This window comes from Clostridium chromiireducens, from assembly GCF_003575225.1.
In the GTDB taxonomy this organism is placed as follows: Bacteria; Bacillota; Clostridia; order Clostridiales; family Clostridiaceae; genus Clostridium; species Clostridium chromiireducens.
On the sequence record NZ_QXDJ01000008.1, the window covers coordinates 120,116 to 141,063 of the forward strand.

Below are 20,948 nucleotides of genomic sequence, written 5' to 3' on the forward strand. Positions count from 1 at the left end.
GTCATAGGTGGGATTTTAGATATGTTAACAAAAATATTGGTATATAGTAGGGCAGATATAAAAGCAGAAAAGTATATTCATACTGAATTGAAAAAGATAGAGATTAATAAAATTACAAATGAAATATATTGTTTGTTAAATAGTAATATTTTTAAGATTAGTTTTAATGCAAGAGAATTTTTCCAGAGTAGAAATGTAGCAGGGATCTACATAAATGATTTTTCGATATCTATGAATGAGAATAAGATCATAACTGGTGGGTGGGAGCAATCTTATAATCCACCATTGAAATTATACAAAATACAAAAAGATTATGGAAAGTTTATATGGGTAAAAACATCGTATAGAAAAGAAGAGTTAAGTGAGAATGATTGGATTAGGGAGAGAATTGATAGATATGGATGTCCTGTCAAGTGTGATGGAGAAGAAGAATATACTTATGTTAAATTTATTTCATATTTAGACATAATAATTGCAGTTTCAGGATCTAATATTATAATATATGATATTAATGGAATTTTAATTAAAAAATTTCAATTAAAATCTTCTAATATATGTGTAGATGTTTTTGAAAGTATTGTTTATGTTTCAGATAATAATATATTAATTATATATGATCTGAATTTGCTTAAATGTGTTAAAGAAATAGATTTTAGTGTAAAAATAAAAAAAATAAAGATTATAGAAAATACAGATAAAGTATTTGTTGTACTAAATAATTTAGAACTATTTATAATAGATAAATATCAAATAAAAAAGAATATAAAAATTAATAAAGAAGTTGGAGTATTAGAAAATGACTCTACCAATTCTGTGATATATTTTGGTAATTATTTTGGAGAGTTTGGAGCAATTGATTATGATGGGAATATAATTTATGAGGATAAAATAAATGATACAATAAGAGATATATTAGTTGTAAATAAAGGAGATAATATTATTGTTGCTAGTAAAAATGTAGAATTTTACATTTATGAAAGAAAAAATAAATTGAATATTAGCAAAGAAATTAATTTTAAAAAATTTGAAAAGAGGGAAAATATGAAAAAAATATTTTTATCATATTGTTGGAAAAATGAAGAGACAGCAAATAGTATAGATAATTTGTTTAATAGTGAAGGAATAAAAGTAATTAGAGACAAACATGATTTACAGTATAGAGATAGTATTAAAGAATTTATGGAAAAAGTACGTGATGCAGATTTTGTTATTATGCTAATAAGTAAAGAATATTTAGAATCGATTAATTGTATGTATGAAGTATTGGAATTTATTAAAGATAATGATTTTAAAGAAAGAATAATACCCTTGGTACATAAGAATACTAATATATTTAAAGTTGAAGATAGGGTTGATTATATAAATTATTGGGATGAAGAGTACAATAAGCTTAAAGAAAAGGTAGAGCGTATTCCAAGAGAAGCAAGTGCAGAAATTTCAGATGAAATTAAAAAAAGAGCGAGTATAAAAAATACAATTTCGGAGTTTATATCTATAATTGCTGATATGAATAATATCCTATATACTGATCAAATTGAGAGTGAACAGTTTGCAGAAATAATTAAAATTGTTGATGAAGATAATGTAGAGGAAAACTTAAATATTAATGATGTTATTAAAGAGAAGACTATATTAACAGATATGCAAAAGAATGAGTATAATAATTTATATTTAAGTTATATAGATAAATGGTGTGATTTTGCAGATATTAGTAATTGGAGGACATGGACATCTTGGATGCTTGGCAGTGGACAACCACATATTTTTATAGAAAACTGGGAGAAAGTAGAAAAGCTAAGAGAATGGCTATTTTCACGAATCTGGCCCAATAAGCTGGTAGAATTAGAAGATTCATTTGAAAATTTCAGATTAGTATTAAATGATTTGTATAATATTTTTAATGAGCATTATGAAAAAAGGGGAAAGATGTATTATACAGAAAAGTTTTATCATATTGATGAGTGGAATGAACAACGATATCAACAGCTTTTAGGAGAATATAATTTTCATGTTTGCTTAGTACAAGATTTGGTTTTAGAGTTAACAAGAGCTGCTAATTATATATGTGATAATATAAGAAAATATATCAATTCTGATTTTAGATTAGATGAAGGAAAATTAGTGGTTACATATGGGCCTTGCATGGACTCTTCTTTTAAAACAATATGTCCGGAATATAGAAGTGATGAGAGAACAGTAAAGCCTTATCCAGGATTAGAAAAATTTAAAGAAATTAGAATAGATAGAGATCATAAATTTGGTATTGGAGTAAGTTGCCATGATCCTGAATTTTTGGAAAACGAATAATTGAAAAATAGTGGATTTCAAAGGTCACGCTTCGCCTCCACCATAAAATCCACGACCATTTGTATTTGGCTTAAATAGCTACTTGCAGATGGTCGTGTTTTTTTATTGTCGTGGGGTAGAGTTACAATCAAACCCGCAAAAAATCTATAATTTGGATTTCTGTTAATGCATTATAATCTAAAATTTTAAATGATAATTCTAATTTGAATAGGTTATTATTGTTTCCTAATGATATATGAAGTAAATCTTGAATTTTATTATACCGGTAAAAGAATGTGCTTCTATGTATATTTAGCTTTATAGACGTATCATTGGCATTTCTGTTATTTTCTAGATAAATCTTTAGAGTTTTAAATAATTCTGTTTTATTTTGATCATCAAATTTAATAAGTTTTTTAATATAAGGGTGGACTAAAGTTAATAAATTTATTTTATATAAATCATTAGTTGTACTCATAGACATATTAAATAAATAATACTCTATATAATCTTCAAAATAATTTATAGTATTATCTATTTTCATACATAATGATAAATCTAAGGCGTATATAGATTGGTAAAAAAAATCTTGTATATGTAATAAATTTTGGAAAACCATGCTGATACCACACCGTAAATTATTTAATTTCAAAAATTCTAAGATAGTTTCTTTAAGAGAATCAGTAATAACCTCTTTATGCCCATTACTTATAAGAAAAGTAATAGTATCCTTATAATATGTTGAAATACAATTTCCTAATATAGTTTTAATTTTCTTTATTAATTCCTTTAATCCGAAATTATGTCTATAATCCTTATATTTTTGTTTAAATGGTATTGAAAGTATAATCAAGTTTTCGGATAAATTAAAATTTACATATTGTAATCGTTCAGTCATATATTCAATATTATCTATCCTATTTATCAATAAATCTGTTAAATAATATTCTTCATCCAATCCAGAATTACTAATAAACAAATTTTCTTTCTGAAGTTGAATGGAAAATACCTTAGACAGTACATTTGTCAATTCTAAATCTTCTGCATTGAATTTCCTTTTACTTTGCAAAACAGATATATATCCAACAGTAATATTATTAATTCTGATAGAACAAAAAATTAAAATCTCATCTGAGTTATGAAAAAACGCATTATCTGAATTATAGATGTTATCAATACATTTATTCTTTTGCATTAATTGAACAATATCTAGCAAAAGGTAACTTTCTCCATTATGAGTTTCTATGCTTGAATTATCAAGCTTGGCTAGGCTTGAACGGGCCATAATGCGATAACTGGTATCTAAAATAAAAATAGGATTACCTAAAAAATTTTCGCCAATGTTAAGAATCCCATCCATACTATTTTCAGTAAATAAACTATTGTATAGTTCGTATTTTTTTTTATATAAGTCATTTTTTTTCTGCATAAGTTTCTCCTTATTTTATCCGAATTAGAAAAATGTCTAAATAGTAAGCAATTTAAAGCATTATTTTAAGACTTATTTTGGATGAACTTCACTTCTTCACATGATAATATTATAACAAAAGATTTGATTTTGTAAGTGAAAATTCATGCCTTATAAAAAACAAAACATAAAATTATAAAACACTTTAAGAAAAATATTAAAGTTGTTAAAAGGAGATTATATTATGGCTTTTACAGTATTAGGTATCACCGCAGGAAGAAAAGATTCAAATTCTGAAATTTTATTAAAAGAAGCATTACTTGCATGTCAAGAACAAGGTGCAGAAGTTATAATGATTAACTTAAGAGATTATCACATTGAGGAGTGTTCTGGATGTACAGCTTGTACACATGGTATGAGTGCTGGAAAAAATGTTGGATGTACATTAAGTAAAAAAGATGATAAAGAAGCAATCATGAATGTTATGCTAAATGTGGATGCTATAATTGCATCAGCACCAACTTATGATTTAATGCCAACAGCAACATTTTCAAAATTTATGCATAGAAATTTAGCGTATGAATCAGCATTTTTAGAATTTATTGGAGCAATTGAACATAGAGATAGAGTTGCAGGATTAATTGCTGTTGGAGGATCTACTCGTTCATGGCAGTCAATGGCTTTAGAAAGTATGCAAGCTACATGTTTTACAAATGATTTTAGAGTAGTAGATATGTATTTAGCAACAAGAGTACCGGCTCCAAAACAATGTTTATTACATGATGATATGATTGAACGTGCTCATAAGATGGGTGAAAACATCATGAAATCATTAAATACACCTGTAGCAGAAAGAGAATGGCTTGGAGATGAAGGCATGGGATGGTGCCCACATTGTCATTCAAATGCATTAATTTTAGGAGAATTACAATGGGATGGGTTACTTTTCCCAGTTGAATGTCAAGTTTGTGGTGCAGGCGGAAATTTAGAAAAGACAGAAGAAGGTAAATGGAAGTTTGTAATTCAAGAAGATGGATTAAGCCGTGATCGTACTGATACTGAAGGAAGAGCAGAGCATGTAAAAGAAATTATGCATACACAAGGTGGCTTCTATACTGAAGAAAATCTAACAACAGTTAAAGAAAAGTTTGTTAAGTATAAGGAATTAAAATTTCCTACAATTGAAATAAATTAAGAATAGATATGAACTTTTAATCTATAATAATAAGTTTTTAAACAAAATAAATTTTATGGTGAATTTCAAATGTCACGCTTCGCCTTAACTATGAAACCCACGAAAATATTGGATTTTCGTGGGTCTTTTATTTTATATTTGGTTTTAAAGCAATAAAAATACTCTTAATAATTTTTGATATCTATCTGGCATATAAAACGCTTTATAACCGAAGTTAGAAAACTAATTATTTTGATGAAAATCTCTAATAATCTCTAAGAAGGATTTTAAAATATCATCTAAAAATAAATCTTTCCTATATATTAAGTTAATTGTTTGCTTAGGCGGATAATCAGAAATAGGAATTGCTTTAAAGTCAATTTTATTTACAGATTTTATATAAGAGTTTGGCAAAATAGTAATGTTATCTGAATGCTCTATTAACCTTATACAAGAATCTAAATTAGTTGCTTGAATCCTAGGTCTGCAAATATGATTTATCATGCTAAAGGCTTTATCAATATTTTTTCGTGAATTGGAATAATGAGGTAATAATACGATATTCTCTTGAGTCAAATCTCTTAAAAAGACAGAAGAATACTTTGCGAGTCTTGAGCTTAACGGCACAACTGCAAGATAAGACTCAATATTTAGCAGCTCAGAATGTATGGCGGAATCTTCTGAGGCCTCATAAATTAATCCTAAATCTAGCTTACCATTTTTTACATTATCAATAATTGTATTGCTGCTGTGCTCTTCCATTGTAATTAAAATATTATTATTAATATTATTAAATCTTGAACAAGGAATTAGTAGCAAGTGAGAGCCGGATGCTCCTATTTTGATTTGTTCTCTTGATTTTCCTGCATAATTTTTAATATCTGCTTCTGCTTGTTCAAGATCAAAGAAAATCTTATATACATGTTGTTTTAATATTTTACCAGGCTCTGTTAGTATTGTCCTTTTTTGAACATAATCAAAAAGTTTAATATTCAACATGCTTTCTAAAATTTTTATTTGATTACTTAGTGTTGGCTGTGAAATATTAAGACGTTCAGCAGCTTTTGTATAATGAAGCTCTTCAGCAAGCACTAGAAAGTAGTTTAATAATCTTATTTCTAACATAATATTATATTGCCTCCTATTCATAGATACAAACTATGATCATCATATTAAATATAGTATTGATAGATAAATCATAAGACAATATAATTAATTTGTAAATGATATCAAAAAAGAAAAATAAACTAACAGGGGGAAAATATTATGGATTATAAGCAATTATCCAAAGATATTATAAAAAATGTTGGCGGTGTGGAAAACGTTTCCTCGTTAACACATTGTGCTACAAGATTGAGATTTAATCTAAAAGATGATAGTAAAGCAGCTACTGATATATTAAAAAATACAAAAGGCGTTATGGGCGTTGTAAATAAAGGAGGACAATATCAAGTAATTATTGGAAGCGATGTCGCAAATGTATACGCAGAAATAAATAAGATTGCTAGTTTTGACAATGATTCTTCAAGTGAAGTAAAGGATGATAAAGGTCCAGTAGTAAAAGTGCTTGATACAATTGCGGGTATTTTCACACCAATCATACCAGCTATTACTGGAGCTGGTATGTTAAAGGCTGTTATGGCGCTATTAGTTACTTTTAAGGTGATTGGAGCTGAGAGTCAGGTATATTCAGTACTTAATTTTATGGCAGATGCAGCCTTTTACTTCTTACCATTTTTAATTGCTAATTCAGCAGCAAAGAAATTTAAATGTAATCCTTATATGGCAATGTCAATTGCAGCAGTTATTTTGCACCCTAACTTTGTTAGTATGGTGGGGGCAGCTAAAAAGAGTGGGGAAGGAATTTACTTTTTAGGGTTGCCAATAACTTTAGCTAGTTATTCATCTTCTGTTATTCCAATTATTTTAGGTGTTTGGTTTATGTCCTTTGTTGAACCTATAGCAGATAGAGTTTCGCCAAATGCAATTAAATTTTTCACAAAGCCACTATTAACACTATTAACTACTGGATTAGTAACTTTAATTGTGCTTGGGCCTATCGGAATAATTTGCGGTAATGGAATTTCTGGAGCTATTGCATTTTTAAATACATATGCTAGATGGCTGGTTCCTTTTATTGTTGGTACATTCTCACCACTACTAGTAATGACAGGTATGCATTATGGATTAATTCCTATTGGCATTAATAATTTGGCAACGGCTGGTTTTGATACAGTTGTAGGACCAGGTATGCTTGGATCTAATATTGCACAAGGCGGAGCAGCACTTGCTGTAGCGCTTAAAACAAAAAATAGTCAATTAAAACAATTAGCTTCATCAGCAGGTATAACTGCAGTTTGTGGTATTACAGAGCCAGCTATGTATGGAGTTACATTAAAATTAAAACGTCCTCTGATTGCAGTTATGATTGGTGGAGGCACATCAGGATTATTTTTAGGACTTACTGGAGTTGGAAGATATACTTCAGGTTCACCAGGGCTTTTAGCATTACCTGGATATATTGGAACTGATGGCTTTAAAAATATTATGTTTGCATGTATAGGTGCAGCTATAGCTTTTGTTGTTTCGTTTATTGCTACTCTTATTATAGGATTCGAAGATATTATTGAAGCTAAAGAGAATGATTCAGAAACAGCTGGTACAAATGCAGCTGAGATAGCTGTAGATGAAAATGATACTATACAAGACAGTATTGTTTATTCACCAATTGAAGGAAAAGTAGTTTCACTAAGTGAAGTTAATGATCCGATGTTTTCAGAAAAGATGATGGGAGAGGGAATAGCTATTATTCCAAAGGAAGGCAGAGTAGTTTCTCCTGTAAATGGTATAGTTAGTGCAGTATTTGATACAAAACATGCTATTGGAATTACTTCAAATGAAGGTGCAGAAATATTAATTCACATAGGACTAGATACAGTAAAATTAGGTGGGAAATTCTTTGGTGCCAATGTAAAGGTAGGAGACAAAATAGAAATAGGCGATTTATTAGTTGAATTCAATGTAGAAGAAATAAAAAATGCAGGATATGATGTTATTACGCCTGTTATAATAACAAATACATTGAAATATGGAGAGATTTCATTTGCTGCGAGCAAAGATGCAAATATAAAAGAAAAAGATCAACTAATTAACTTAATTAAGTAGAAGATATTATAATTAATAATGGAGGATGAAAGCTATAAGGAAAAAGGCTGAAAGGTCAATATAAAATGCATGAGAAAAGTTCTGTAAAATCAGTATAAGAGCTTGAACATCATTTTTAGATTAGCATTGCTCCTTAGTAATTTCATCCTTTACTATTAAATTAAAAGTTAGAATTTATAACAATAGATGTAGTATAGTTTTAGATGGAGGAGAAGAAAAATATGAATATAAATTTTCCAGAAGGATTTTTATGGGGTGGTGCTTTAGCTGCCAATCAGTGTGAAGGCGCATATAAAGAGGGTGGAAAAGGATTAACTACAGTAGATCTTTGTCCAACTGGCAAAAAAAGATCTGAAATCATACGTGGAAAAATCGATGAATTAAGAGTATTGGAAGGAGAATTCTATCCTTCTCATGAAGCTATAGATTTTTATCATAGATATAAGGAAGATATAGCATTATTTTCAGAAATGGGATTTAAATGTTTAAGAGTATCAATAGCTTGGTCAAGAATATTTCCGAGTGGTGATGAAGAAATACCAAATGAAGAAGGGATAAAATTTTATGATTCTTTATTTGATGAAATGCTAAGTCATGGAATTGAGCCAGTGGTTACGATTTGCCACTTTGATACACCAATTGGAATTATTGAAAAGTTTGGTGGATGGAAAAATCGTAAGTTTGTAGATTTTTATTTAAATTACTGCAAAGTAATTTTCGAGAGATATAAAGAAAAAGTTAAGTATTGGATGACATTTAATGAAATTAATATGATACTACATTTACCGTTTATGGGAGCTGGAGTAAGATTTAAAGAAGGAGAAAATGAACTTCAAATTAAGTATCAATCAGCTCATCATGAATTAATTGCAAGTTCACTCGCAACAAAGCTTGCTCATGAAATAATTCCAAATTGTATGATTGGATGTATGATTGCAGCAGGAGATTTTTATCCATATTCATGTAATCCTGATGATATTCTTAAAGCAAAGGAAAAAGAAAGAGAAAATCTTTTATTTATTGATGTTCAATCAAGAGGGAAATACCCAGGTTATGCTAAAAGATTTTTTAAAGAAAATAATATAGAAATTGAGATGGAGCAAGAAGACGAAGAAATTTTAGAAAAACATACAGTTGATTTTATTGGATTCAGCTATTATGCAAGCAGATGTGTATCTACTGATCCAGAAGTCTTAAAAGGAGAGACGGCAGGGAATGCATTTAAGTCAGTAAAAAATCCGTATTTAAAATCGTCTGAGTGGGGATGGCAGATTGATCCCAAGGGATTAAGAATTACCTGTAACAGTTTATATGATAGGTATCAGAAACCATTATTTATTGTTGAAAATGGATTAGGTGCTGTTGATAAAGTTGAAGAAGATGGTTCCATAAATGATGATTATAGAATTGAATATTTAAGAGAACATATTAAAGCAATGGGAGAAGCTATTGCAGATGGAGTTGAGTTAATTGGATATACTCCATGGGGATGCATAGATTTAGTATCAGCCTCTACTGGAGAAATGAAAAAACGCTATGGATTTATCTATGTTGATAAGGATAATGAAGGGAATGGAACATTAGAAAGATATAAGAAAAAGAGCTTCTATTGGTATAAAGACGTGATAGCTACAAATGGAGTGGTTTTAAAAAAATAATCTCCGTTGCAGTATATAAATTTTAATGGTGGATTTTAAGGGGCATGATTTGCCTCCACCATAAAATTTATGAAGATAAACCTTTTCCGTTTTAAAATTCACAAAACTCATAGTCCCCGTTAGGGGATTTTTTTACGTTTACTTATTAGTCATCCTTTCCCTAAATTCTCTAGGGGAAATCCCTTTTATTTTTTTAAAAGCACGGTTAAATGAAGATAGGCTTGAAAATCCTGAGTCAAATGCAATATCTATTATATGTGCTTGTGGATTCGAAATCAAAAATTCTGTTCTTTTGATACGCTCAGTAGTAAGGAAATCTATAAATGTCATATTCGTATATTTTTTGAATAAATGCGAGAAATGGGACTTGCTAACCCCTATGTGATGAGAAATATCGTCAAGTTTAAGAGGTTTAATACAGTTTTGTGATATGTAAAGGCAAGCTTCTGTAATTAACTTAGTAGACTTATAGCCTGTGTTTGCATCATCAGAGAATTCTTCTTTCTTGGCATCGACGCAGTATTGTCCAAGCTTTGCAAAGAACTCCAGGAGAAGGGAATATATACGAACTTCATTAAAAAGCGCGTCGGAATAATAAAGCTCGGGCAATTTCTTTATTAAATAAATCATTCTGTCGGCATCAATATCTGATGGGTCATATTTAATGCAATGATACTGGCTAAATACAGAAAAATTGCTATTAAACTCACTCATAATCATCAGTAAGTCAAGAGGGAACTGAACGAGAATAAAAGCATTTTCAGTTACATGATCAAGCGAGTGCAAGTCACCAGGATAAATTATGATCAGGTCATTAGTTTTAAGAACATGTTTGGTGAAATTAATCGTTACTTCATTATTATCATAAAGGCTTAAAAGTATTTCGATAAAAGGATGCCAATGCATCGTATCAGAAAAATTTATATCGATTTTCTTTGATACATTAATTTTTTTCCCGCTACTAAAATTCAATCTCTCAAAATAATTATTCGTATGCATAAGCGAAATCTCCTTTAATGGTTATATATGTAAAGCTTTGTATACGATTAGTCTATCATTTACGATGTCAAATAGCAATATTTGATATGTTTAAAGGAAGGATATGCATACAAATTTGGCAAAATACCTTAGTATCAATGTTTCTTTTATGGTAATAATATTTGCAATAAAAATAATTATAACAAAATATGCACAGGTAATTCATAATTTTTAAAGAGTAAGTTGTAGGTAGAATTGATAATATATTAATAGCAAAACACATTGAGAAATGGTTTGCATAGATATAAATTTAATAAGAAAGGAGCAATATTTTGCGAATATTTAAAATAGGTATACTTGGATCCGGAGTTATAAGCAGAACATATCTTGCCGATATAATAGCATTTTACAAAAATCTTGAAGTAATCGCTTGTGCAGATATAAATGTAGAGCTTTCTCAAAAACTAGCATCGGAGTTTGGTATAAAAAAGGCATATACTACGGAAGAATTGTTAAATGATGATGAAGTTGAGATTGTAATAAATCTCACACCACCACAGTTTCATGTTGAGTTGAGCAAGCAAATAATAACGGCTGGTAAACATCTGTTTAGCGAGAAACCGTTTGCGCCCAATTTAAAAGATGCAAAGGAAGTGCTGGATTTAGCAGATGCAAAGGGTGTTAAAGTTGGTTGTGCACCGGACACCTTTTTAGCGTCAGGTCTTCAGAGTTTGAGATATTATCTTGATGCTAATCTTATAGGAAAGCCTTTCTTTGTTACTGCAAACATGACCACCTTCGGGGTTGAAACTTGGCACCCTAACCCTGGACCTTTTTATACGAAGAACAGCGGCCCTTTATTTGATATGGCACCGTATTATCTCTCTGCGATTGTATCATTGTTAGGATCAATAGAGAGCATTGCTGCTCTTGATGCAAAGAGTAGCGATACTAGACATATATATGTGGGACCAGAGGCTGGAACGGATATTGAAGTAAAGATCCCTACTCATTACTCTTCTATATTGAGGTTAAAAAGTGGCGTGGTTGTAAATTTGAACGTAAGCTTTGATATTTATAGGTCGAACCTTCCGATGTTTGAAATTTATGGAGATGGTGGCACACTAACCTATCCGGATCCGAATTTTGGCGGCGGCACTCCTAGTGTGTATAGGAAAGAACAGTATACGGACACTGTTTATCAAAAAACAGATGAAGCTATGGCAAGAAAAAATAGATTCTATGAGCTTCCGGAGCTATATCCTAGAGTTAAAGATTATTCAAGGGGCTTAGGCGTGCTTGATCTTGCGAAAGCTATAGAAGCAAACTCGAATAATAGAGCAAATGGAAGTTTAATAATGCACATTACCGAAGCCATAGAGGGAATGATGATTTCATCTGAAAATGGCGAGTTTTACAAAATGAAAACTACCTGTGAGAGGCCAGAGCCTTTAAAAGCAGGTGGATATATGGACGAAGTTTAATAATTTGATTGAGTAAAGTTTTGAAAGGAGATATAAATATGTCAGGAGTAATAGGAACAAATTTAGTGGCACAGGTAGGATTTATAGTTAAAGATGTTGAGGAAACAAAGAAAAAATGGGCTGAGTTTTTAGGGGTTGCCATCCCTGAGACGCAACCTATTGGTGACTATACGATTACAGGAACAGAGTTTAAAGGTGAACCCGCTCCAAATGCATATTGTTGGATGGCTTTCTTTGATGTTGGTCCGGGACTACAGCTTGAATTGATTCAGCCTAACGAGGAACCTTCAACATGGAGAAACTATCTTGATGAGAAGGGCGAGGGCATTCACCATGTTGCATTTCAAGTTAAGGATTCAAAGACTGCTGCTCTAAATGCTGAAGCTGCTGGTTTAAAGCTGGTTCAAAGAGGTGTTTATGGTGATGGCAGCGGCGAATATAATTATTTTGATGCTCCGGATCTAAAATGTGTAATTGAGCTTCTCGAGAGTTACAATAAGTAATATTAACCACTAACTATAAATAGAAAGGCATGATACTAAATATGAGACTTGGGACATCTTCACCATTAAAACACAGCAGTCCAAAGGAATGGGCTATGAAACATAAAACCTTGGGACTTGGAAGTATAAATTTCCCACTCTCTTACGAAAATGATGATGAGCTTATTGACGAGTATGTTAAAGAAGCGAAAAAAAACAACCTTGTGATAGCAGAGGTTGGAGTTTGGCGCAATACATTGGATTTAAATGAAGATGCACGTAAAAAGGCTATTAAGTGCGCCGTGGGGCAGCTTGAACTTGCTGATAGGATAGGGGCTCGCTGTTGTGTGAATATTATAGGTGCAAGAGGCCCTCGCTGGGATGGTGCTTATAAAGATAATTTTACAAAGGAAACCTGGAAACTGGGTGTAAAGACTATTCAGGAGATTATAGATGAGGTAAACCCTAAGAACACGTATTTTACAATCGAGTCAATGCCATGGATGTTCCCGACTGGACCGGATGAATATCTGCAGTTGCTTGAGTCTGTGGACAGAGATAGATTTGCTGTTCATATGGACATTTTTAACTGGATAACTACACCGAGAAGGTATTTCTTTAATGAGGAATTTATATGTGAATGCTTCGAGAAACTAGGTGAGCATATAAAAAGTTGCCATCTGAAAGATGTCAAGATGGAGGACGATTATACGCTGTTTTTTAGGGAAACCAGTGCTGGAAACGGAGGGATAAATATCAAGCACCTAATCGAACAAGGATTATCCTTTGATGAAAATATGCCGTTTATTATAGAGCATCTTAATACAGATGAAGAATATTTAAATAGTGTCACGCACATAAAGACTCTAATGACGCTCTAAGCGTTTATATATAGTGAGTAATAAAAGTAAAAGGAGAGGTTAAAGTGAAAAAAACAAGAGTTTTAGTGGCGAGCTTAGTTACTTTAATGTTTATGATGACAACAGTGCTAGCAGGATGTAGTGGCAATAAAAAGGCAGAAGATACTTCCTCTGAAACGTCAGGCGAAGTAGTTTGGTGGGGGTGGACGCCGGGTTCCCCAACTAATGAAAAGTATATTGCAGAATTTAACAAAGAATACCCAAACATCAAAGTTACGTGGAAACAAACATCAATAGATGATTATGACGCGGCTATTAGACCTGCTTTAGCAAATGGCGGGGGTGTTGATGCTTTTGAGGTTTCAGCGGGTTCAGGAAATGGTGGTGTTAAAGTTTTTGGAGGACAAGCAATTGACTTGACTGATGCTGTAAAAAAGGCTTTAGGCGATAACTATGAAGACAAGCTCAACAAGGCATCAATCACCACAATGACTGTCAATGGTCAGTTGAAAGCACTTGGTGTCGGAACTGTATATTCAGGGAATATTTGGATTAACCAAGATCTTTTTGATAAATACAATGTAAAGGTTCCTACTAATTTAGATGAGTGGAAAGAGGCTTGCAAAGTTTTTGAAGAAAATGGTATCGAAGGTTTTGTGCAGGGAGCAGGTCAAGGTGCATTTAACATCGATACTTTCCATGCAATTGCTGATAATGTAAGCCCGGGCACTTTCACAAAAGCAACAAGAGGTGAAGTTAAATGGACTGATGACTCAATTGTCAAATCATTAGAGCTATGGAAAGGGTTGTTTGATGACGGAATTATGCAAAAGGGTGCTCTTGGTCTTCAACAATATCCAGACGCAAACAATTTATTTATGTCTCAAAAGGCTGCTATGGTTATGATGGGATCTTGGTATACATCAAACACTTTGCCTGATACTATGAAGGCTGCTATTGAGTCTGCATCTTCAACAGAAAAGCCATTCACAATGATTCCAATTGATTTCCCTGATATTGCTGGAACAGGAAAAACAGGATCTATGTTTGGCGATTTAGACTATTCAACCGCAGTGTCTGCAACATCAAAGAATATTAAGGCTGCAACTACATTTGCTGTTTGGCTTGGAACCTCTCAGAGTGGTCAACAGATGATTGCAGATTCCTTAAATGTTGTTCCTTCTCTAAAATCAGCAACTCCGGATTGGAACAAAGTAAAACTTGTAAATCCTGATAAACAAAACGAAGCAATCAAAAAATATATTGAAAAATCAATGAAAAGTGATGATAACCCTCGTTTTGCAGGAATAAATGCAGATATGAACCAAAAAATGATGGATGTATTGGCTGGCGTGGCAGGAGGAAGTATCACTCCTAAAGATGGTGCTGCTCAACTTGAAACGACTCAAGCTGATAGTAAGTAAGGGATAATATTTTTATAGGGGGCTATTTTTTCTAGTGCCCCTATCATTTAGTGTTGAGGAGAATTATAAACATGAAAAATATGAAAAAGAATAAAACATTGAGATCTACGAAGATAAACGGACTTCCGTGGATTCTTCCAGCATTTGTTTTTGTTGTAGGTATTATATATTATTCAATATTGTATACATTCAAGCTGTCTACTTTAGATTGGAATGGGATTGATCCAATTCAGACGAAAGTGGGAATAAGTAATTATACTAAAGCACTTTTTTCTGACTGGGTTTTTTGGACAGCTATAAAAAATACAATTGTTTATTTCATTTTAACATTTGTAATTCAAAACTTTCTAGGTTTTATATTTGCCGCAATTTTGCATACAAAAGTAAAGTTTGCTACATTGCATAAGTGCTTGATTTTTATACCAACAATCTTAGCACCAGCTACTATGGCACCAGTGTTTAGATTGATGTTCTCGCCTCAAGGAATTCTGCAAGGTATATTTAACACACTTCATTTAGGCATAACTGTTGATTGGCTAGCAAAACCAAATTCGGCACTTTTCATTCTCATGATTGTTGCGATTTGGGAGTTCACAGGAATGAGTTTCATTCTATATTATGCGGCAATGAGCCAAATAGATAAAGAAATACTTGAGGCGTCGCGTTTAGATGGAGCAGGAAACTTTAGGACTTTATTGAGCATTGTATTGCCAAACTGTAAAGGCACGACAGTTTCTCTTGCAATGCTTGGAATCATAGGTGCTTTGAAAACATTTGATATTCCTTATCTGATTACAACTGGTGGGCCAAATCACGCAACAGAATTTTTAGGCACATATATTTATAGGCAGGGAATAAGGCAAGCTCATCTTGGCTATGCAGCTGCAATATCAGTAATGCTCCTTGTACTTGCATTCTGCGGTGCAATACTTATAAATAGGCTTAATAAAGGAGACGAGAGATAAAATGTTTGAAATTAGAAGTTTAAAAAGTAAAGTCGTTTTGCAAATCATTCTACTAATACTAACGATACCTTATGCGATTCCACTTGTTCAAATGTTTCTTGGCTCTATCGGTGGAACAGGGTTTTTAAATTATAAGGCGGTTTGGGACACAGGTGTAGTTCCAATCTATTTTAGAAATTCATTCATTATATCAGCTAGTGTAATTTTGTTGGTTTATATATTCAGTATGACGGCTGGCTTTGGGTTTGCAAAATTACATCTATTTGGAAAAGAAGTATTCTTTTGGTTGATTCTTGTTGCGTTAACGTTACCTGAAGTAATTTTGTTGTCTCCATTGTTTGTAACATTCCAAAAGATGCATCTATTCAACACCTTTTTGGCTGTAATTTTACCTATTGCAGCATTGCAATTGCCATTTACAATTCTACTTACTAGAAACTTTGACAGTGGAATTCCTAATGAGTTAATGGAGGCAGCAAGAATTGATGGCGCGGGTATTTTTTCGACGTTTTGGTATGTTATTCTTCCGCTTACAAAGCCAATTGCATCATCAATTATTGTTTTGACACTCATCAGCTCATGGAACGCATATCTCATGCCACTTCTGTTCTTGCAAAGCCCAGATATGCAGACGGTAACTCTGCTTCCACAATACTTCCAAGGTGAGTTTACAAATGACCAGACGAAGATATTAGCTGCAGCTGTGCTCACTGCAATTCCTGAGATTATTGTTTATTTGTTCATGCAGAAGAATTTTGAAAAAGGCATGAGTGCTGGTGCTCTAAAATAATCGAAACAAGAGCAGAATAATAGTGAAAGAAGGAGATAATTATGCCGTTGATTCAAGTTGACTTAAAAAGGTCAGTGTTTGAGGATAAAGGAAAAGAAATATCAAATGCAATTCATAATTCGCTGGTTGCAGGTCTAGGTATGGATACAACCGATCTTTTCCAAGTGTTTAGACCGCATGATGAAGAGGAGATTATTTTTTCGCCAACTTATGATAATCGTGATAGACATGATTTGATAATCATTAGAATTACAATGGTTAATATGTTTTCACTTGAGCAAAAGAAAATAACATATAAAGAACTAACAAAGAGGCTTGTTGACATTGGAATTAGGCGCGATGATATTTTAGTTTGTGTTGTTGAAAACAGTGCTGAAAATTGGTCCCTTGGCGAAAGAGAAGTTTGATTAAATTAAGTAAAAGAAATAGGTAATTGCGAAACTCGCAATTAAAGAATGCAGGCTTGTCATCATCAAATTTATTTTGAAAGTCGGTAAAAATTTCCGATTAAGAAAGCTGTTTATAATATGACAAGTTTACAGAAGGGAGTTCGTAAAATGATGGAAAATGTAAAAAAAGAATTTTTGCTAGGTAGGTCTTATCCTGTTCAGCTAGATGAAAAAATGCCTAATACGCATAGATGGGGTATCCTTGGTTCTGGCTGGATTGCAAGTTGTTTTTCCACACAGGTGATCAAAGCTGGTGGAAACATCGCTGCTGTTGGTTCCCGTGAATTAAAAAAGGCACAGGAATTTCAACGTGAGTTTCCGTCAATAAAAAAAGTATATGGTTCTTACGAAGAGCTTATAAAAGATCCTGACATTGATGTGATTTATGTTGCAACTCCGCATGCGCAACACCATGAGTGGGCGATGAAGTGTTTGCAACACAATAAGCCTATTTTAGTTGAGAAGGCATTTACACAAAATTATAAGCAGGCGAAAGAAATTTTAGATTTAGCAAAAGAGAAAAATCTATTTGTTATGGAGGCGTATTGGACACGATTTCTGCCACATATCATCAAGGTAAAAGAGTTGATTGATAGGGGCGAAATAGGGGACATTGTACAGATAATTGCTGACCATGGGGTTTACTTTCCTTTTGACCCTAAACATCGCTTATATGCACCTGAGCTTGCAGGCGGAGCTCTATTAGACTTGGGAGTATATCCAATTTCATTCGTGCAGTTTTTGCTTGGAAATCCAACGAGAATAATCGCTGCTGGCTCTGCAACGCCAACAGGTGTAGACTCAAATGATGCTGCTATCTTTGAATATGAAAATGGCAAAGGTACACTTGCGATATTAGCTTTTGGTTCGCTCGCATCATCTCCTATCACCGCTGCAATTTGCGGAACAAAAGGGAGAATAGAAATAGAAAGACAATTTTACAGGCCGTCAGACTTCACTGTTTTTTATAATGATGGCTCAACATTTGAGTATGTTTCAAAAACACATGAAAATTATGAAGATGGTCGAGGCGGGCTTTTTGGTATGCATTTTGAAGCCTCTGAGGTGCAAAGGTGTCTTTTAGAAGGCAAGGTTGAATCTTCAGTTATGCCTTGGGAAGACACATTATCTGTGATGAAAATTATGGATGAAATTAGACGACAACTTGATTTTAAATATGAAGGAGAAACATTATGAAAATCATAAATCCAGTTCTTACGGGTTTTCATGCCGACCCGTCAATGATTAGGGTGGACGACACTTATTATATTGCGTCTTCTACGTTTGAATGGTTTCCTGGCATCAGGGTTCATGAATCTAAAGACCTTGTGCATTGGAATTTGACCACATCTATTCTTGACAGCGTGGAGCTACTTGATATGAAAGGCGCCCCTTGCTCTGGTGGTATTTGGGCACCTGATTTGTCCTATGCTGATGGAAAGTTTTGGCTCGTTTATACTGATGTGAAAGTTATAGACGGTGCGTTCAAAGATATGTATAACTATCTGACAATTGCAGATGACATAAAAGGTCCTTGGTGCAAACCTATAAAGCTAAATGGCGTTGGTTTTGACTCATCTCTTTTTCATGATGATGACGGGAAAAAATATTTCATTCAACAAACTTGGGATCACCGTGAGTATAACAATCCATTCAATGGGCTTACTTTAACTGAATACGATGTGGACAATAAGAGGCTGAAACCAGAGACTGCAAAAACTGTATACAATGGTACCGATGTGAAGACGGTTGAAGGACCGCACATATATAAGCTTAATGGATACTATTATATATTTGCAGCACAAGGAGGCACATCTTGGACACACCAAGAAATTGTTGCCCGCTCAAAAAATCTGTTGGGACCTTATGAAACTGAGCCGGACGGACCATTTATAACTAACTTTGACACACCAGACCACTATCTTCAAAAACAAGGGCATGGTTCTCTTGTCGAAACCCCTTCTGGCGAGTGGTATTATGCTTCACTTTGCGCTAGGCCTCTTCACCATTCTACCGAGAACATCTATGACCCAAGAGGATGGTGTACGCTTGGGCGTGAAACAAGTATTCAGAAAGTTTATTGGGATGATGAACTTTGGCCAAGAGTTGTAGGTGGGCATGGTGGTTTGAAAGAGGTTGATGCACCAAAAGATGCCATATTAACTGAGGCTCCTGCAACCAATGCTGTTTTTGATGATTTTTCATCGGATAAGCTCAATGAGGAGTGGAATACTTTAAGGGTTCCTTTTTCTGAAAAAATGGGAAAGGTTGGAGGCGGAAAACTTGAACTGATAGGACATGGTTCACTTTCAAATAAGTTCAATCCATCGTTTATTGCTAGAAGATGGAAAGATTTTGAGTTTTCAGCTGTGACAAAGGTGAAATTTAGCCCATATAGCTATCAGGCAATGGCTGGTCTTGTAAATTATTATAACAGCGAGCATTGGTCATGGATTTTTATCACAAAAGATGACGAGCGTAATGATGTTATAGAAGTAGCAGAATGCGACAATAGAAAATACACTTCAGTTTTAAAAGATAACGCTGTGAGGATTCCTGAAGGTACGGAGTGGGTTTGGTTCAAGACAGTTGTTGATCATTTGGACTATTTTTATGAATATTCATTTGACGGAAAGAATTGGAACAGAGTGCCTATTAAACTTGATGCAATGATTTTGTCTGATGATTATGTGAATTCACATTATGGTGGCTTTTTTACGGGAGCATTTGTGGGATTGGCTGTAGTTGATTATTCTGGTTACGATTCAAAAGCTACATTTGAGTTTTTTGAGTATATAGTTTAGCGTAATTGGTTAACATGATTAGTTTTATGCGATTTAGCGACTGCATACTAGTACAAGCAATTATTTGAGCTTGAAAGATGATTCTTACACTAGTTTTATACTGATTTAAGTTGAGAAGAGCAGCCCACGGCTCACCTAACCGTGTTTTGTGGTACATCTTCTCCTCAATATAATAATAACCAAATGGCGAAAACCGCACGCCATTTTTTCATTACTATTTGTGCCGCCGGCGGTAGCGGCGAAATGGAGGTTTTTATGAGTAAATTATTGGATAAAGAATTGTGTGTTATCACGGGTGCGGCGAATGGAATTGGCAGAGCAATCGCAGAACGTTTCATAAGTGAAGGTGCCGATTTGATTGTGGCTGATTTTGATGTTGAAACCGCAAAAAAAGTATATGAGGGAAACAGTCAGGTTGTTGACATTCTAAAAGTTGACGCGACAGATGTAAAGGATTTGGAAAAAATAGTGAAATCAGTTGAAGAGACAGGACGCAAATTAAAGGCTGTGTTACCAATTGTTGGCAACGGGCCACAAAACCCGATTCCAGAAATCACACCTGAGGAGTTTCATTTGACAATGGACCTTAATGTTTTTTCAGCATTTTTCACAGTACAGAAGTTAATTCCTTTTATGTCTAATAAATCTTCAATTGTTCTAATATCATCAATTGCAGGTTTTCAGGGCGGGAAAAACAGCATTGTCTATAATGCGGCGAAAGCAGCGGTCAGGTCTATGGCACGTTCGTTCACAGGAGAGCTTGCAGAAAAGGGTATTAGAGCAAATGCTATAAGCCCTGGTCCAACTGAAACACAGGCGTTTACAGATTTTGTGCACGGCGATGGCGAACTACGAAACAATATAATTTCGCAACTTCCCATAGGGCATATCGGAAAGCCTAGCGAGATTGCTGCGGTTGCATTGTTTTTAGCGTCCGACGAATCTTCTTATGTGACAGGTGCTGAAATTATTGCTGACGGCGGTTTCACCAATAAATAAACAAATAGTGATTAATATATAA

17 protein-coding genes are annotated in these 20,948 nt (G+C 33.4%); 14 read left to right on the forward strand and 3 right to left on the reverse strand.

The features are described 5' to 3' along the window. Positions 1-21: 21 nt before the first annotated feature. On the forward strand, positions 22-2,307 hold the full coding sequence (locus tag D2A34_RS23855) for a toll/interleukin-1 receptor domain-containing protein (RefSeq protein WP_182629459.1): 2,286 nt from the start codon (positions 22-24) through the stop codon (positions 2,305-2,307). 127 nt (positions 2,308-2,434) lie between these two features. Here D2A34_RS23855 and D2A34_RS23860 read toward each other — a convergent pair whose 3' ends face one another. Next, positions 2,435-3,715 carry a PucR family transcriptional regulator gene (locus D2A34_RS23860; RefSeq protein ID WP_119368118.1) on the reverse strand — a complete coding sequence of 427 codons (1,281 nt, stop codon included), beginning with the start codon at positions 3,713-3,715 and terminating at the stop codon, positions 2,435-2,437. Between the two features lie 223 nt (positions 3,716-3,938). On the opposite strand from D2A34_RS23860, the gene D2A34_RS23865 reads away from it, so the two are divergent. Then, positions 3,939-4,889 (forward strand): flavodoxin family protein, encoded by a 951-nt coding sequence (locus D2A34_RS23865; RefSeq protein ID WP_119368119.1) that lies wholly within the window; start codon positions 3,939-3,941, stop codon positions 4,887-4,889. Between the two features lie 222 nt (positions 4,890-5,111). Here the strand turns inward: D2A34_RS23865 and D2A34_RS23870 are convergent, their stop codons facing one another. Beyond that, positions 5,112-5,993: a LysR family transcriptional regulator gene (locus D2A34_RS23870; RefSeq protein ID WP_119368120.1), complete on the reverse strand. Its 882-nt coding sequence runs from the start codon at positions 5,991-5,993 to the stop codon at positions 5,112-5,114. Positions 5,994-6,134: 141 nt separating this feature from the next. On the opposite strand from D2A34_RS23870, the gene D2A34_RS23875 reads away from it, so the two are divergent. After that, entirely contained in the window at positions 6,135-8,033 is a 1,899-nt protein-coding gene (locus D2A34_RS23875; RefSeq protein ID WP_119368121.1) for a beta-glucoside-specific PTS transporter subunit IIABC, read from the forward strand. A gap of 221 nt (positions 8,034-8,254) precedes the next feature. Continuing rightward, positions 8,255-9,691 carry a 6-phospho-beta-glucosidase gene (locus tag D2A34_RS23880; protein WP_119368122.1) on the forward strand — a complete coding sequence of 479 codons (1,437 nt, stop codon included), beginning with the start codon at positions 8,255-8,257 and terminating at the stop codon, positions 9,689-9,691. A 138-nt stretch (positions 9,692-9,829) separates the two neighbouring features. On the opposite strand, the gene D2A34_RS23885 is transcribed toward D2A34_RS23880, so the two are convergent. Then, positions 9,830-10,690, reverse strand: coding sequence for an AraC family transcriptional regulator (locus D2A34_RS23885; RefSeq protein ID WP_079438799.1), 861 nt, complete (start codon positions 10,688-10,690; stop codon positions 9,830-9,832). Positions 10,691-11,001: 311 nt separating this feature from the next. Between D2A34_RS23885 and D2A34_RS23890 the strand changes: the two genes are divergently transcribed. The 10 genes from D2A34_RS23890 (at position 11,002) to D2A34_RS23940 (ending at position 20,926) form a co-directional block, all read left to right on the forward strand. Further along, positions 11,002-12,153, forward strand: a complete 1,152-nt coding sequence (locus D2A34_RS23890) for a Gfo/Idh/MocA family protein (protein ID WP_242965995.1) — start codon at positions 11,002-11,004, stop codon at positions 12,151-12,153. Positions 12,154-12,161: 8 nt separating this feature from the next. Beyond that, positions 12,162-12,656, forward strand: coding sequence for a VOC family protein (locus tag D2A34_RS23895; RefSeq protein ID WP_341456883.1), 495 nt, complete (start codon positions 12,162-12,164; stop codon positions 12,654-12,656). Positions 12,657-12,697: 41 nt separating this feature from the next. Next, complete coding sequence (locus D2A34_RS23900) at positions 12,698-13,516, forward strand: sugar phosphate isomerase/epimerase family protein (protein ID WP_119368123.1); 819 nt, start codon at positions 12,698-12,700, stop codon at positions 13,514-13,516. 44 nt (positions 13,517-13,560) lie between these two features. Then, positions 13,561-14,919 carry an ABC transporter substrate-binding protein gene (locus D2A34_RS23905; protein ID WP_119368124.1) on the forward strand — a complete coding sequence of 453 codons (1,359 nt, stop codon included), beginning with the start codon at positions 13,561-13,563 and terminating at the stop codon, positions 14,917-14,919. Between the two features lie 71 nt (positions 14,920-14,990). Next, positions 14,991-15,884 (forward strand): carbohydrate ABC transporter permease, encoded by an 894-nt coding sequence (locus D2A34_RS23910; RefSeq protein WP_119368125.1) that lies wholly within the window; start codon positions 14,991-14,993, stop codon positions 15,882-15,884. Between the two features lies 1 nt (position 15,885). After that, entirely contained in the window at positions 15,886-16,674 is a 789-nt protein-coding gene (locus tag D2A34_RS23915; RefSeq protein ID WP_119368126.1) for a carbohydrate ABC transporter permease, read from the forward strand. Positions 16,675-16,715: 41 nt separating this feature from the next. Next, complete coding sequence (locus tag D2A34_RS23920; RefSeq protein ID WP_119368127.1) at positions 16,716-17,081, forward strand: tautomerase family protein; 366 nt, start codon at positions 16,716-16,718, stop codon at positions 17,079-17,081. 150 nt (positions 17,082-17,231) lie between these two features. Continuing rightward, the gene (locus D2A34_RS23925) at positions 17,232-18,320 is read left to right on the forward strand and encodes a Gfo/Idh/MocA family protein (RefSeq protein ID WP_182629460.1); all 1,089 of its coding nucleotides are present in this window, start codon (positions 17,232-17,234) and stop codon (positions 18,318-18,320) included. Continuing rightward, positions 18,317-19,927, forward strand: coding sequence for a glycoside hydrolase family 43 protein (locus D2A34_RS23930; RefSeq protein ID WP_119368129.1), 1,611 nt, complete (start codon positions 18,317-18,319; stop codon positions 19,925-19,927). Before D2A34_RS23925 ends, D2A34_RS23930 begins: the two co-directional genes overlap by 4 nt. 255 nt (positions 19,928-20,182) lie before the next feature. After that, complete coding sequence (locus D2A34_RS23940) at positions 20,183-20,926, forward strand: SDR family NAD(P)-dependent oxidoreductase (RefSeq protein ID WP_182629461.1); 744 nt, start codon at positions 20,183-20,185, stop codon at positions 20,924-20,926. Positions 20,927-20,948 lie beyond the last annotated feature (22 nt).

Coding starts and splice junctions, on each gene's coding strand:
- D2A34_RS23885 (WP_079438799.1), bottom strand. CDS start 10,690: ATGCATACGAATAATTATTTTGAGAGATTGAATTTTAGTAGCGGGAAA.
- D2A34_RS23865 (WP_119368119.1), top strand. CDS start 3,939: ATGGCTTTTACAGTATTAGGTATCACCGCAGGAAGAAAAGATTCAAAT.
- D2A34_RS23860 (WP_119368118.1), bottom strand. CDS start 3,715: ATGCAGAAAAAAAATGACTTATATAAAAAAAAATACGAACTATACAAT.
- D2A34_RS23855 (WP_182629459.1), top strand. CDS start 22: ATGTTAACAAAAATATTGGTATATAGTAGGGCAGATATAAAAGCAGAA.
- D2A34_RS23910 (WP_119368125.1), top strand. CDS start 14,991: ATGAAAAATATGAAAAAGAATAAAACATTGAGATCTACGAAGATAAAC.
- D2A34_RS23915 (WP_119368126.1), top strand. CDS start 15,886: ATGTTTGAAATTAGAAGTTTAAAAAGTAAAGTCGTTTTGCAAATCATT.
- D2A34_RS23940 (WP_182629461.1), top strand. CDS start 20,183: ATGAGTAAATTATTGGATAAAGAATTGTGTGTTATCACGGGTGCGGCG.
- D2A34_RS23930 (WP_119368129.1), top strand. CDS start 18,317: ATGAAAATCATAAATCCAGTTCTTACGGGTTTTCATGCCGACCCGTCA.
- D2A34_RS23875 (WP_119368121.1), top strand. CDS start 6,135: ATGGATTATAAGCAATTATCCAAAGATATTATAAAAAATGTTGGCGGT.
- D2A34_RS23870 (WP_119368120.1), bottom strand. CDS start 5,993: ATGTTAGAAATAAGATTATTAAACTACTTTCTAGTGCTTGCTGAAGAG.
- D2A34_RS23900 (WP_119368123.1), top strand. CDS start 12,698: ATGAGACTTGGGACATCTTCACCATTAAAACACAGCAGTCCAAAGGAA.
- D2A34_RS23925 (WP_182629460.1), top strand. CDS start 17,232: ATGATGGAAAATGTAAAAAAAGAATTTTTGCTAGGTAGGTCTTATCCT.
- D2A34_RS23880 (WP_119368122.1), top strand. CDS start 8,255: ATGAATATAAATTTTCCAGAAGGATTTTTATGGGGTGGTGCTTTAGCT.
- D2A34_RS23920 (WP_119368127.1), top strand. CDS start 16,716: ATGCCGTTGATTCAAGTTGACTTAAAAAGGTCAGTGTTTGAGGATAAA.